This is a genomic window from Paenibacillus sp. Negev47 (genome assembly GCF_058313655.1).
This window is the reverse complement of sequence record NZ_CM177754.1, coordinates 2764703-2779382: the sequence shown is the minus strand read 5'-3', so window position 1 is coordinate 2779382 and position 14680 is coordinate 2764703. Positions and strand designations below refer to the sequence as shown.

The 14680-nt window shown below is 49.2% G+C and carries 11 protein-coding genes; 1 reads left to right on the top strand and 10 read right to left on the bottom strand.

Features of this window, described 5'->3' with window-relative positions; all coding sequences use genetic code 11:
- The gene (gene paiA, locus AC4G47_RS12785) at positions 1 to 519 is read right to left on the bottom strand and encodes a spermidine/spermine N(1)-acetyltransferase (RefSeq protein WP_491106237.1); all 519 of its coding nucleotides are present in this window, start codon (positions 517 to 519) and stop codon (positions 1 to 3) included.
- Positions 520 to 641: 122 nt separating this feature from the next.
- Here paiA and AC4G47_RS12780 point away from each other — a divergent pair, with 122 nt between their 5' ends.
- Complete coding sequence (locus AC4G47_RS12780; protein ID WP_458122781.1) at positions 642 to 1286, top strand: YczE/YyaS/YitT family protein; 645 nt, start codon at positions 642 to 644, stop codon at positions 1284 to 1286.
- An 81-nt stretch (positions 1287 to 1367) separates the two neighbouring features.
- Here the strand turns inward: AC4G47_RS12780 and AC4G47_RS12775 are convergent, their stop codons facing one another.
- The 9 genes from AC4G47_RS12775 to AC4G47_RS12735 all read right to left on the bottom strand — a co-directional run bounded on the left by AC4G47_RS12775 (position 1368) and on the right by AC4G47_RS12735 (position 14674).
- Positions 1368 to 3947 (bottom strand): glycosyl hydrolase, encoded by a 2580-nt coding sequence (locus tag AC4G47_RS12775; protein WP_491106236.1) that lies wholly within the window; start codon positions 3945 to 3947, stop codon positions 1368 to 1370.
- A 359-nt stretch (positions 3948 to 4306) separates the two neighbouring features.
- Positions 4307 to 4825: a (2Fe-2S)-binding protein gene (locus AC4G47_RS12770; RefSeq protein WP_491106235.1), complete on the bottom strand. Its 519-nt coding sequence runs from the start codon at positions 4823 to 4825 to the stop codon at positions 4307 to 4309.
- Positions 4822 to 7254: a molybdopterin cofactor-binding domain-containing protein gene (locus AC4G47_RS12765; protein WP_491106234.1), complete on the bottom strand. Its 2433-nt coding sequence runs from the start codon at positions 7252 to 7254 to the stop codon at positions 4822 to 4824. Before AC4G47_RS12765 ends, AC4G47_RS12770 begins: the two co-directional genes overlap by 4 nt.
- 33 nt (positions 7255 to 7287) lie before the next feature.
- Positions 7288 to 8202 (bottom strand): FAD binding domain-containing protein, encoded by a 915-nt coding sequence (locus AC4G47_RS12760; RefSeq protein ID WP_491106233.1) that lies wholly within the window; start codon positions 8200 to 8202, stop codon positions 7288 to 7290.
- A 287-nt stretch (positions 8203 to 8489) separates the two neighbouring features.
- Positions 8490 to 9140: a nucleotidyltransferase family protein gene (locus AC4G47_RS12755; RefSeq protein ID WP_491106232.1), complete on the bottom strand. Its 651-nt coding sequence runs from the start codon at positions 9138 to 9140 to the stop codon at positions 8490 to 8492.
- Entirely contained in the window at positions 9106 to 10380 is a 1275-nt protein-coding gene (locus AC4G47_RS12750; protein WP_491106231.1) for an XdhC family protein, read from the bottom strand. The genes AC4G47_RS12755 and AC4G47_RS12750 overlap by 35 nt, the downstream gene beginning before the upstream one ends.
- 42 nt (positions 10381 to 10422) lie before the next feature.
- Entirely contained in the window at positions 10423 to 11745 is a 1323-nt protein-coding gene (locus AC4G47_RS12745; RefSeq protein ID WP_210108409.1) for a 5'-deoxyadenosine deaminase, read from the bottom strand.
- A gap of 98 nt (positions 11746 to 11843) precedes the next feature.
- The gene (gene ggt, locus AC4G47_RS12740; protein ID WP_491106230.1) at positions 11844 to 13439 is read right to left on the bottom strand and encodes a gamma-glutamyltransferase; all 1596 of its coding nucleotides are present in this window, start codon (positions 13437 to 13439) and stop codon (positions 11844 to 11846) included.
- On the bottom strand, positions 13433 to 14674 hold the full coding sequence (locus AC4G47_RS12735) for a pyridoxal-phosphate-dependent aminotransferase family protein (RefSeq protein WP_491106229.1): 1242 nt from the start codon (positions 14672 to 14674) through the stop codon (positions 13433 to 13435). The genes ggt and AC4G47_RS12735 overlap by 7 nt, the downstream gene beginning before the upstream one ends.
- Positions 14675 to 14680: the final 6 nt, after the last annotated feature.

Sequence of the window (14680 nt, the reverse complement as noted above, 5' to 3'; positions counted from 1 at the left end):
TTATAGTATCGTTTTGGTCATTATAAAATCAATCTGTTCCTCATCTCCCATAACAAAGGCATGGGCTCCTGTCTGAACAAACCCCATCTTTTCGTAAAATGCGATGGCATTTTCATTTTTCTCCCACACACCTAACCAAATATTCGTCTTGTGATGTTCAGTTGCCATCTCTATGGCTTTATGGAGCAGCACCTTACCAAGCCCATGTTTTTGGAACTCTTTCTTGATGTATACCCGCTCGATCTCAAGGGATTCCCCCCCCATCTTCTCAGACTGAGCATCATTGATATTCACCTTCATATAACCAGCAACTTGATTGTTGAGATAAATAAAAAGAAATTGTGAATCCGCCATGGATAGCTCACTCTCTAATTGTTCCCGATTAAACGCCTTCTTCAGATAAGCTTTCATATTTTCAGGCGAATTCTGCGCTTTAAACGTTTCATTAAAAGTCTCATAACTAATCTCCTGCAGTTCACACACATGTTCAATGGTACATATCTCTATACGAATCGTCATCTATCATCACATTCCTTTATCAAGTTAATCATTTGTTGCAAATGCAATAAAAAAGGGTTACATTGAATCTAACTCAATTTTGTTGTATTTGCAACATAATATAAAAGAAGAGGTCGAATGAATTGAAATATGTACTTTTTGTCGCAGGTATTCTAATCTTAACGCTTGGTATTTCCCTTACCATCCAATCTGAACTGGGTACTTCTCCGTTTGACGCTCTGCTGGTAGGATTGTCCCAAAATGTAGGCCTAAGTGTAGGAAGCTGGGAAGTCATCATTGCTTTCCTATTAATCGGGTGCAATTCGCTGTTGAAGCAGCAAAAACCCGAATTTCTGGGGCTCATCACCGCATTCATTACAGGTGTCGGGATTGATATATGGCTTTATGTATCTGATTCTTTGATTACGCCCGAAGTTTGGTACACCAAATTAATGATTTTTGTCATGGGTTTAGTAATCATCAGTATCGGCACAGCAATCTATTTACAGACTAATTTCGCACCCATTCCGATTGACCGCTTAACTTTAATCCTGCATGAACTCACTCGAACTCCTTTATTTATATCGAGAACATTCATTTACCTTGTATTTTTGATCCTGGCATTCCTGCTCGGTGGGCCGATTGGGCTTGGAACGTTGCTAACCGTATGTTTTGCGGGTTTACTTCTTCAGTTCATCATGGGGCATACGAAAAAGATAATAGATCGAATTTTAACAGACATGGATACATCGTCACGCACTGAGCATGAAAGAGAACATTCGGTCTAACGGGTGTACACCGTCTACAAAATAAAAAGCTGGATCAGAGGTTCAATCCCTGATCCAGCTCATTAGACTTTCTTTCTACCTTTACGGCTCAATTCCCCATACCAGCTGACCATTCACATACCCGGTGACCTTATCATGGTTCGCGAACTGACTACCGGTTGCCTTAAACGAGTAATCGTTAGTCTGGGTGTAATTCGACCAATTGTTTTTGGAAAAACGAGCCTGAACCTCTGCGCTCTGGCCTGCATTCAGCGTCCCAGCAGCACTTGTAAAGCCTACTTCAAGATAATGATCGGCTCCGGCAACCGGAGTCGCAAGTTTAACAAATTGGCTCGTTACATTCGCACTGCCCATACTGGCCCAGTCGGACCAGAACGTCTGAGCCTCTTCCCCGTCAATCGTATAGTAGTACCGGAGTTTTACATCACTCAACGGAATCGCCGAATTACCTGAATTGACTAATTTGAACTTGGGTGAGACGCCGTTGGTGGATGCACTCGTATTGCCGTTAAAAGCTTGGATCGTCAAATCCCCGGCAGGTACAGTAACCGTGCTGTCTACTACATTCACTGTAAGTACAGCGTTATTGCCTCCATTAAAGTGAAAGGTCAATACGTTCTGGCCAAGCGGCAGTGTAGCAAGATAGGATTTGTTCAGAACAACAGCAGAGCTGGACGCTGTATAATTCTGACCTGATACAAGCGCAGCATCCCCGTTCGTGATGCTTGTAAGCTGACGGCCATTTAGGGTGAGAGATACGTTAATATCCTGCGCGGAGTTCGTCGCTTTATCAAATGTTGCATTCACAGGAGAAATCACAGCATTCGTACCCGGTGTTGAATCCACAATTTTGACTTTTAACACAGGGTCCTGGCCTTGATTAAAATCCAGAACAATCGAATGCTCGCCAACTGGCAATGTCGCCAGATAAGCTTTTTTCAGCAGCAATGTGCTTCCGTTCAAAGTATAGTCCGTGGTTGCGGTCAATGCATTGTTGCCTGCCCGGAGAGCAGTCAGCGTATTGCCGTTCGCATTAACGGTTACGGCTTTGTCGCTTTGATTGGGTGTGTATTTATCAAATTCAACGTTTACAGGTGTGATGGATGCACTGGGGTTAGGATTGTTAACTTTTAGATTCGGCAGCTCATCCAAAGTAATGACATAATCGCTTTGATAAAGCGTTTTCAAGGTTGCCGGGTAATTGAACGCAGAACTCATCAGATGCTCGCCATACCAAGGGCAGAAGTACAGCCATCCTGATTTCTCTTCGGTCAGATTCTTCACGCTTGGAATGGTGTCGTTTTCCGTCATGGCTACCATTTTCGTACCGTTCGTCAACTCAACAAGCTTATAGAAAATCGAGGTAATCGCATCCTCATTCGGTACGCCAGACAAACCGTCATAACGGTTGTAGATCGTATTGTATTTATCGTATCCAACGATATCTACCTGATCATCGCCCGGATACCAGGCAGGAGAAGTACTGTATACATAACTGTTGTAGGTCCAGATCAGATTGTGCAAGCCATACGTCTCGGTAAGTTCGGTATACAGCAGATCCCATAGCTCTTTGTACACTTCTGCGCCTGCCGAAGCCCACCAGAACCATGCACCTTCCCCGTTCAGCCCGCCGTTGCCTTCTGCTTCATGATACGGACGGAACAGAACCGGCACGTTGTTGTCTTGCAAAATCAGCAATTGTTCTGCCAGATCCTCGATGGTCATCATCACGTATTGATATTCTTTGGTACCGGGAATTACCGCATTCGCTGTATTAAAATTCGTTTCTGTCGGTTTGTAGGTAGCTTCTTTCCAATCCACAAAGTCCCCGAGCTCATACGTATTGAAATTACGAGGTACATTGATATGCCAGGAAGCTGTTGCAATGCCTTCACGGTTATTCACCCAATCAATCATGCGATCGGTAGTACCGTCCTCCCAACCATACAACGGATTATAGTTCATCAAATCAAAGCCGCGAATAGCCGGATACTTTCCGGTAAGATCATGAATCCACTCGAATTCAAGCTCTGTATCTCCGTCATTCCCTCCTCCATAGATCTCTTGCTGACCAGAAATAATGTTGTTTCCGTATACCTCCGTTAAATAATTCATCAAAATTTGAGTTTCCGGTGTAGCTTCAGGATCAGTGAGAACTGGCTGCACATTCAGGGGATCCAAATCAGCATGATCCACCGTGAAGGTGTCAAAATAAGCGAAGCCCCAACCAGCCTTTAGCTCAATCGTGTTGGTACCCTGGTTCAGCTTATGAAAACCAAAATCAAAATTCGACCACGTTGTCGTGTAAGGTAGCATATACGCCCCCTTGGTAACACCATTCACGTTCAAATTTTGTGACCTGCCATCTGCACTGAGCTCCTGCATATATCGTGTGGAGATCGCGTACATGCCGGTTTCCGGGACAGTAACTGTGAAGGTTAAAGTGCCGGAGTTCTGCATCCAGACAAATCCATCCCCTGAGAATCCGGGCTTGGGTTGTCCATAGATTGAAGTAACCACTTGAAGATCCGGGGTGAGCTGCGCATTTTCGCTTTCGATGGTGAACAGTGGTGTGTCTGCATGAACGGGCGCTGTCATTAATCCAAGCAGTAGGGCCAATGCCAGCATCATTGCGGTTGCCTTTTTGAGCAAATTTTTCATCAATTCCATCTTCCTTCCCAAGTGAAATATGATAATGAAATGTCAATGAACCCATTCATGATGACGCTTTCATAGTAAACATAGCATGTGCATCAATATTTGTAAATATATGGTGAATGTGAATGTTGAAACTTCTTTTATACCAATACTTTAAACACTTTTTCCCTAATTTCAGTGGACTTATGGTTTTTGGCGAAAACGGTTCATAATCTAACAAAATCGGCTATGGAACTTAACTCATCATTTTTTGTGTGTTTGGCAGAAACCCTGATAAAAACAAAAAAAGCATTCCAGTTCGGATGCTTTTCAAGTACGTTTCTTCAATTGCCCTTACTTATGTCTTCGGGCTATATCTCGGCTCAACTTACGGTTTCCTCGGCAGATGTTTCCGTTAATGAACAACGTTCCCCTGCCTTGCGTACCGCACGAATAATGCCCCCGTATCCCGTACATCGACACAGATTCCCACACAGTCCTGCTTCAATCTGTTCTTGTGATGGCACCGGATGTGCATCCAGCAATGCTTTTGTGGAGATCACCATGCCCGGAGTACAGTAGCCACACTGGAAACCACCTTCCTCCACAAAAGCCTGTTGAATCGGATGCAGAGTGCCCTTCTCTTCGCCGTGCAGGCCTTCAATGGTCGTAATATCACTGCCCTCACATTGATAAGCCATCATTAGACAGGAATTCACGGGCTCCCCATCGATCAGCACCATACATGCACCACAGCGACCGACTTCGCAGGATACTTTGGTACCCGTTAACTGCAAATGAGTCCGAAGCACGTCGACAAGTCGGGTCGTTTGGGCGATCTCCAGTTGTTTCTGCTCCCCATTCACGACGGCTGTCCAATGGTTTTCAAGTGGTTTACTCATGATGGACTCACTCCTTCCTGCAAAGGTACATTTAGAGGTCTGACCAGTTGTTCCCTCGGTACAGGAAGACGGTTAACCCATACACCTGTCGCCTGATGAATTGCGGCTGTAATGGCCGGCGCAAGCGCTACGGAACCAATCTCACCGATGCCTCTCGGGCCGAATGAATCACCCTCGGGCAAATCTTCAATAGCCTCAACCTCCAGATTCGTATGGATATCCTGAATCGTAGGGATCAGATAGGTGTCGAGGTTGGTCGTTACATAGCGGCTGTCCTGCATGACCGCATCCTCGGTCAACGTAAATCCAAGGGCCATGACACTGCCGCCTTCAATCTGTCCAATGTAGCCCATAGGGTTGATAACCGGGCCTGCCGCCACAACATGGCGTGTATCGAGCAGCTTGGTTTCGCCGGTCAAGGTGTTCACTTCCACCTCTGCCGCAACCGCCGCGTACGTATACAAATAATGACCGCCTACCACGTTGTCCGGTGTAGTTGGGTAATCAAACTTTGTATCGAAAATCCATTCATCGGCATCGCCCTGCATGACAAGCTCCGCATACGAAACCACAGCACATGAGCGAACTCCTTCTTTTGCTACAGAATCAGACCCAGCTTCAGAATCTTGATCTACTCCCTTTAGCGCCTGCATTTCCTCCTTCTCGCTCGTTCCTGCCCCTTGCCCAGCTGTTTCCACTTCAAGAGTTTCAATAGGAAGCTGGTCTTTACGCCATACACCGTCAGGTCCTGTCACCAGTTGCTCCGCCGGAATGCCCGACATTTCAGACGCGACATTGAGAACACGGGAACGAAACGGAGTCTGCAACCGCTGCAGAGCCATCCAGGCCATGGTTGTTGAACGCGAAGCGGTACTTGACCCGCTGTGTGGCACACGATCCGTGTCTCCAATGATGATACTGAGATCCGACGTACTGCATTGGAACAGATCACATAGCATAATTTCCAGCGTTGCAACGAGCCCCTGCCCAAATTCCTCGTAGCTGAACGCCACCTCAATCTTGCCTTCGTTATTCAGGGACAGACGCCCTCCTGCAGGGTCCGGAATACCGTAACCGAGCCCTGCACCGTGCATCGCGATGGCTGCTCCAACACCACGTTTGATCCAGGGCGGCAGAGAAGGATCTGCCGGGGGACTTTGATGTTTTTGCCACAATTCGGAACGATCCAATGCTTCCCATACTTGGGACAGTCCATCCGTGACCAGAATCCGTTGATTTAGCGGCCCGGGATCATTCTTTTCCCTCAGATTGCGTCTGCGGAATTCCCAAGGGTCCATGTTCATGATTGCAGCAAGCCGATCCATCTGGCCTTCCATGGCAAAAATCGCCTGGTTCCCGCCAAATCCACGAAACTCACCGGACAGTCCGTTATTCGTGTATACAGATACGCCTTCCACATCCACATTCGGAATGGCGTATGGTCCAAGGCAATGCTCGGTACAGAAGTTCAGCACGGGTGCACCAAGTGTGGCATACGCTCCGGTATCTGCTGTTATTCGGACCCGATGCGCCTGTATGATGCCTTCTCGACTCATGCCGGTCTGCATTTCAATCTTCATCGGATGCCGTTTCAGCCCCGCACGTACGGATTCTTTGCGTGAATTATGCATTTTTACAGGACGTCCGCATCTCAAGGCCAGTAATGCACCATAAGGCTGTACGTTTAGTTCATCTTTTCCGCCAAATGAACCACCAATCGGTGAAGACACCACCCGGATATCTTCCTCAGGACAGCCAATGATGCGCGCAAGCTGCATCCGGTCTTTATAGCCATGCTGCGTTGCCGCATACACATTCAGCCGTCCCTCTTCATCCGGGACAAACAGGCCACCTTCTGTCTCCATGTAAGCATGCATCTGGCGAGGCGTATAATACGTCTCTGTCACGATATGATCACATGTCGCAAAGGCTTCCTCGGTATCTCCACGTTTGATCTCCGTTCGATGCAGCACATTACCTGGACCATGCTCATGCAACTCTGGTGCGCCGGGAGCCAATGCAGCATCTGTACTATCCAGTGGCGTGAGTTCTTCATACACTACCCGGATCACGTCCAGTGCAAGGGCCGCACGTTCCGGGGAATCCGCAGCAACCGCTGCAATGGCGTCACCGACGTAACGCACAATATCCTCACAGAACACAGGCTGATCCGGGGTCGCAATGCCAAAACGATTCAGACCAGGCACATCTTTGGAAGTCAGGACCGCGTACACACCTTCCAACCCCTCAGCTTCCGAAGTATCTATAGACAATAGGCGAGCATGAGGATATTCGCTTCGCAATACTCTGCCATGAATCATGTCAGGTAGCGTCATATCCGTCAGGTATTGAAGCTGGCCAGTTACTTTGGGTGCCCCATCTGACCGCAAGTGCCAGCGTTTCCCGCTCTGTTCCCGATTCAGCAGCATGATCCCTCTCCCCCTTTGTTTGATCCCATTCTTCTATTCGCGAAGTGCTTCCCATAGCCCGGCGCCAAGCATGTTTCCTGCGGTCTGCTTGCGATAATGTTCTGTTGCAAATGCATCGCCATACGTCGTAAATTCGCTTGCTACAGCAGTTGCTAGAGTCGCCGCTTGCATAACAGAAGCTTTGCTACAAAAAAGCTGTTGTTCAGACTCCAGAAGTCGCATCGCCATGCCTGAGCCTCCACCAGCTGCAATCGCAATCTTGGTCCAGCGGTTATCCGAGTCAATCTCCCCGTGCAACGCAACCGTCACCAGTGATGCACTGAACGTCTCCCGTCGACCCAGCTTGCGGTAAAAGGAAACTTCTCGTGTAGCAGGTGTGTGATCACCCACCACACTAAATACAGTTGATGGTTTCATCGGAAGATGAATGGAGATTAACACGTCCCCCGGATTCCGACTTCCATTTCGCCCACCTCGAAGCCAGGATGACACTCTGCGGATCTCAATTCCGTTGTCAGTCAACCAGTGCAGCTCCGCATCATATACAAGCAAAGCAGGCAACGTATCTCCTACTCCGGATACAATATTCCCACCAATGGTTGCCACATTTCGAACGGAAGGCGCAGCAATTGCATTCACCGCTTCTTGCAGGATGGGCAGTTGATGCAGCAAGACTTCTGAAGCACATTCCTTTAATCGGGTCATTGCGCCAATGACCATCTCATCTCCCTGAATGGTTATACCGCTCATTTCAGGAATACGAGCCAGGCTAATTATGTGTTCAGGTGCAGGAACCAAGCCACCTTCCCACTGGGTTCGCAGTAAAGTTCCGCCTGCCGTGAAACAACATCTTCCCTTCATTCTGGTTCTCAACGTTTGCAGTTCTTGCAGATTCTCAGGCTGCCATACCGATGGCATGGCTCCAGAACCGTATGCCGGTGTTACCATCGCTGCATCCCCTTTCTCTCTCTTCCATGAGCAGGAAATTCAACCGTCTGATCCAAATAATTCTTCAAATCATATGAGAGTTCAGCAACAACGTCAATTACCTTTACATCGTTTTGGATAAATGTATAAAACCCGTGTTCTATTTGTGCCTGATGCATCATGAACTAGCGAAAGCTAACACAAACTTTCATTCATCACACGATAAAAGAAGGCAAACAGGCCAACCAGACTGCCTGGCTGACCTGTTCATGTCATTAAGTTATACATAATCATTCATCTTCTCCTGTTCATGAGTCTGTCTTATCCGATTCAAATACATCATTCAGAATGCGTTCCAATTCCGGTTCCGTATCCGCATCCCAGAAACGCTTCTCAGGTAAAGGTACATGTATACCTGAATAATTGGCACTGCGCATAATCTTGCGCGCCCCCTCATCTCCATGCAGAGACAACAGAGGCCCGAACATATGGGAGCGAAAAGCAACGGGCGGCTTGCCCCCCTCTCCATCGGTAGCAGCGACATAGTCACACAGCTTGTGGGTAGCCAGTGCTGTGGTCACACGATTGATATCCTGCGCTTTTAATAAAGGCTGATCCCCTAGTAGCATAAGAACGCCCTCCGGTTTGTACTCCATGGCTGACAATACGCCAGAATGAAGAGAATTTGCCATACCACTGGCATAGTCAGCACAGACTACAATTCGAAGTCTGGCTGTGGGATGATAGGCATATGTGGCAGAATCAAACCATTTTACTGGCAACCATGCCAACGAATCTTCCGGTTTGACCACACAGACCACTTGTTCCAGATCCGAATCCAGCGCAGCTTCCAGTGACCACGCAGCCAGGGACCTCCCGTCAGGCATGACAACCGAGAGTTTATCCCGGCCAAGGCGACGACTCTTACCTGCCGCCAGAACAATGCCCGTCATTCGCATGTGCAACGCTCCCCTTCTGTACCTCAGAACTCAAAGAAGAAACCTTATGTTTGCACGCGATCAATTCAGCTGCAATGCTAATGGCAATCTCTTCGGGACCGTCTGCACCGATACTCAAGCCTACGGGAGAATGGATATGTTTCAAGGATGGCAAACCATCGATGAGGCGGGCTGTTCGTGTTTTCGAACCCATGATGCCGAGATACGCATAGTCACAGTCCACTAACATTTCCAACAATTCACGTTCGCGTGGGAAATTGTGACTCATGATAATCAAATAATCCCCGTTGTTCACGTTTAACAGAGGCATGATCTCGCGCGGGAAACCCACTACTAGTTCAGCTTCAGGGAATCGTTCCGAGGTGCATAAAAACTCTCGCCAATCCGCTACCACAACACGAAATCCTGCGGATCGGCTCAGTCTGGCAACAGGAATAACATCATTCCCGGCTCCGATGATAATCAGGCGAGGTTTAGGCGTGTACAGCGAAGTGAGTTGCTGCGGAAGGTCCCAGGGATTCGTTGAAACCGTGTTGTTTGTCAGTATGTCAGCCTCAGAGATATGTTGTGAATCAGCGGACTGATGGGATGAGTGAGATCCGTTTGATGTAGTTGGTACCACTTCTGTCACGAGTGTAAGGCGAGGTATGTCGGGAGAATGTTGTGTTACAGCCAAATGTTCATGCTTGGTATTCCCTCTGCTGCGCTGTTCATCAACCTGCAATCGTGCTTGATTATGATTCGCCATGCGATCCTGACGAAGCACAAGCGAAGGACGCAAGATTGGCTCGTGCTTCTTTTCCACAGACTCAGTCCGTTTCCAATCATATTCCACCCTCGTATAATCATCATGGAACGTTCGCGTGAACGCTATTGCAGCGCCGGATTGAAAAGACTCATGCATCTTTTGCAAAATAAATCGGAGCTCACCACATACGGGTTCAAGCAGCACAATAACGAGCCCGCCGCAGCCAATCGTCTCACCCCAGGACAGATCATCCTCGGGACGCATGTCATATTCCACGAATTCCATCTGCTTCGTATCCAGCACACGACTCACCCGGGCCTGAAGATCACTCTCCAGGCATCCCGGACTGATACTGCCATACATTTTGCCTTCCTCGGTCAACAGCATAGAGACTCCCTGCTTACGGTAAGCATGACCCTCTACCTTGATCGCTGTTGCGAGCACGCAGCGCGTTTCACGGGCTGCAATTGCACACAGATCATGCATTTCCATATCGGTCTCCATCCTTTCTGGAATTGCATAAGCTTCCTTCGATCAGATACGTTTCATCAATCTCGCAATGCTTTTATCCGACTCACGCAGCACAATGCCACGATCAATCGTCTGAATCTTACGATTCTTGAGCACGATACTTCCGTCAATAATAACAGTGTCCACACAGCTACGTGTTGCGGAATACACTACGCGGGAATAGACATCCGTCTCATAGGAAGGGTACGTGTGGAAATCATCCAGATCCAGCAGCAACATATCTGCCTTTTTTCCCACTTCGAGACTGCCGATTTCCTTCGACAAGCCGAGCACCTCTGCACCACCCATGGTAGCCATGCGCAATACAGTCCGGGCATCCATCACCGTTGGACCATGAGGAATCTTCTGCATTAGAGCTGTGAGGCGCATCTCCTGAAACATATCCAGATTGTTGTTGCACGCGGCACCATCGGCCCCAATCCCAACAGCGATCTGACGATTCAGCAGATCCGGAATATCGGCTACCCCGGAGGAAAGTTTCATATTCGATCCAGGACAGTGAGTGACTTTGACACCGCGCTTGCGGATGATCTCCTTCTCTTCCTCACTCAGCCATACACAGTGTGCCAGCACCAATCTGGGGGTAGCCAGACCGATATGATCGAGGTATACGATGTTGCGCATCCCGCGTTCGTGTTCGACCAATTCGATCTCTCCGCGATTCTCGGAGGCATGGGTGTGGACTTTGACATGATATTTATTGGACAGGTCGCGCACCTCTACCAGCAATTCCTCGGTACATGATACAACGAAGCGTGGACAGAAAGCATATTGAATGCGTCCGCCGCCAAACCCGTTCCATTTCTCCAGGAGATCCACACTCTGTTGCAGTGAAGTTGCTGTATTCTCACGCAGTGGTTCTGGAACCTCGTCTCCATGATCCATCATCACCTTGCCGGAGATGACCCGGATGCCGCTCTGTGCCATCGCCTGAAACGCCGAGTCCGTGTGATGTACCGTCTCCATATCCAGAATGGTCGTGGTTCCGCTGGAGATCAATTCGCCAAGTCCAAGCATCGCCGAATAATATACAGACTCCTCATCATGCGCTGCTTCCAGCGGCCAGATGCGCTGACGGAGCCAATCCATCAGTTCCAAATCATCCGCACGTCCACGGAACAAGGTCTGACACAGATGAATATGCGTCTGGATAAAGCCTGGCAACAACACTTTACCCCGAGCATCAATGACTTGATCAGCCTGGACGTCGATGTGTGTTGCAATCTCCTTAATTTTGTTATCCTCGATCAACAGATCTCCGATGAACACTTCCTCTTCTGCATTCATCGTCACAAGCTGTGCGCCCTTCAGCAGGATCGTTCCCATCCCAATCTCCCCTATCTGTGTCTGTCTGTATCGTTCAACTCATAAATATTTACACTCGCACTCCGATGACAGACGACTAACCTTCCGATCGCTGTCTGTTACCATCCAATAGCCATACCGTCGCCTCTAGGGTCTGCTGCGCCGCTAATCATGCCGTCCTCACGAATGACAATGCCTTGCGACTGTCCCATTATCCCGTCCCACGGTGCTCTGGCTTCAACGTTATGTCCCCACTGGGCAAGGGTTGCACATACATCATCATGATATCGGTTCTCCACACGCATCGTATCGCCTTCTTCACCCCAAGTACGTCCGTACACCCAACGTGGCAGGCTGATCGCTTCCTGGATGTTGAGCCCATAATCAAGCACTCCGGTAAGCACCGATAATTGTGTCTGCGGCTGGCCTTCTCCGCCCTGCGTGCCCACGAGCATATAAGGTTTTCCATCTCGTGTAACGAGGCCCGGCATGAGGGTGTGGAATGAGCGTTTGTTCGGTTCCAGTACGTTGGCATCTCTCGGATCTAAGGAGAAAAAGGACCCCCGGTTCTGCATAATGACTCCCGTCTCCCCTGGAACATAGGCTGAGCCGAAGTCGAAATACAGGCTTTGAATGAAGGAAACGGCATTGCCTTCGCTATCGACAACCGCTGCATATGCCGTGTCCTGACCTGTCGTTTTGGACAGAAATGGCTGTGCCACAGGTGGAGCAGCCTGAATCTCATTCCACAATTGGTCTCCATAGCCCTTGGATAACAGATGATCCAGCGGAATATCCCTGAAATCCGGGTCAGTCAGATAGCGGTCACGATCCCGAAACGCCTTCTTCACCACTTCCGCCATCAGATGATAGAATTCCGGTGAGGTACGTGCTACAGAGGACAGATCCGTATGCTCCAGCATATTTAACATCATCAGCATTGAGAATCCCTGCGAGTTGGGCGGCATCTGATGAACTTCATAGCCACGATACCCCGTACTAACGGGTTTCACCCACTCGCCCCGATGACCTGCAAAGTCCGCTGGTGCAAGCATGCCCCCATCCTCACGGATAGCCGAAGTCAGACGATTCGCAAGCTCTCCTGTATAAAAAGAGTCTCTTCCCCCCGTCTGAATCAGACGAATGGAAGTAGCAAGCTCAAGCTGAATCAGCAGATCGCCTTCCTGCAAAAGTGTACCCAATGGGGCAAATACCGCTCGCAGCGGTGTATGCCCCATAATGTAATCTTCGTCCCTTTCCATCCACAGGCGGAGATTTCGGGATACAGGGCATCCTTTTTCCGCATACTGTGCTGCAGGTTCAAGCAGTTGTTTCCACGATAACTTACCGTACCGGGACCAGACTTCCCACCAGGCATCCACCATTCCCGGAACCGTAATGGCACTAAGCACACCACGCTGGGGGATGGCACTCATGCCCATCGCTTTGAACGTATCGGCATGAATGCCTGCGGCTGAGCGGCCACTTCCGTTATAGGCGGTAATCTCACCGCTGGCTCCATCATGAATCAGGAAGAAGGCATCCCCGCCAAGTCCGGTCATATGCGGATATACCACACCCAGAGCTGCACTGACCGCAACAGCAGCATCATAAGCATTCCCGCCCAGCTGGAGGATGGAGCTTCCAACCGCACTCGCCAGATAATGAGGAGAGGTGACCATGACCTCTCTGGAGATTGGCATCTGGTTTAACATAAGGCGCCCTCCTTGCCTGCATACACATTCAATGCCGCCTGCACGGCTTCACCGGCAGGTAATACGTGTCGATGACGTAATAGAACAGCTTCCAGCGCTCCGAGCACATGGAGTACGTTCTTGCGTTGGCAGCTGAATCCCATTGTACCGATCCGCCAGATTTGCCCTTTCAACGGGCCGAATGAACTGGCAATCTCAATGCCGAAATCGTTCAGCAACATGCTGCGCACCGACTCACCATCGATCCCCTCCGGAATAGTGATACAAGTAACCACCGGAAGTTTACTGAACATATCCCCATACAATTGCAGTCCCATTCCCTGAATGCCAGCGACCAACGCACGTTCATTCACAAGATGTCTCTGGAACCTGGCCTCCAATCCTTCTTGCAGAAGAATGCGTAATCCTTCATGAAGACCATAGAGCATCGATGTCGCTTCCGTATGGTGGTTCAATCGTGCTGAACTCCAGTAATCCTGCAATTGGCTCAGGTCAAAATAATTGCTGGCAATCGTGCGCCCTTCTGCCCGCGCACTGGTTGCATCTCGGAGTCCGCGCTCAACTGTTTTGCGGCTCATCAGTTTCTGCTCCACACGACTGTTATACGTGAGAGGTGCCATCCCTGAAGGAACGGACAGGCATTTCTGGGTGCCGCCCATCACCGCATCCAGATGCCAGGCATCCGTCTCCACGGGCGTGCCACCGATGGTCGCCACAGCATCTACGACGAGTAAAATATCGAGATCGCGACAGGCTTTGCCAATCTCGGCAAGGGGCTGCATCTGCCCCGTGGAAGTCTCACCGTGAACCATGGCAACCAGAGTCGGTTTATGGACATGTATCGCCTTGATCACTTCTTCCGGATCAAATACCGTTCCCCATTCCGTTTCGAAAAAGACAACCTCCGCACCACAGCGTTCCGAGATTTCAACCAGCAGATGCCCGAATCGGCCGTAGATCGGAACGAGAACTTTGTCACCGGGCTGGATCAGACTGACCAACACGGCTTCAATGCCTGAACGGGATGTGCCATCTACCGGATAACACCACTCGTTATCTGTCATATATAGCTCACGCAGCATCGCCATCGTCTCGTTCATCAAAGAAGTGAACTCCGGATCAAACTGCCCCAGGATCGGAAAGGATAACGCTCTAAGTACACGTGGATCAACCTCAACGGGTCCCGGGGTCATAATGGTCCGCAAGGACGGAGATAGCTCTTTATAGTTGGACATCTTCAT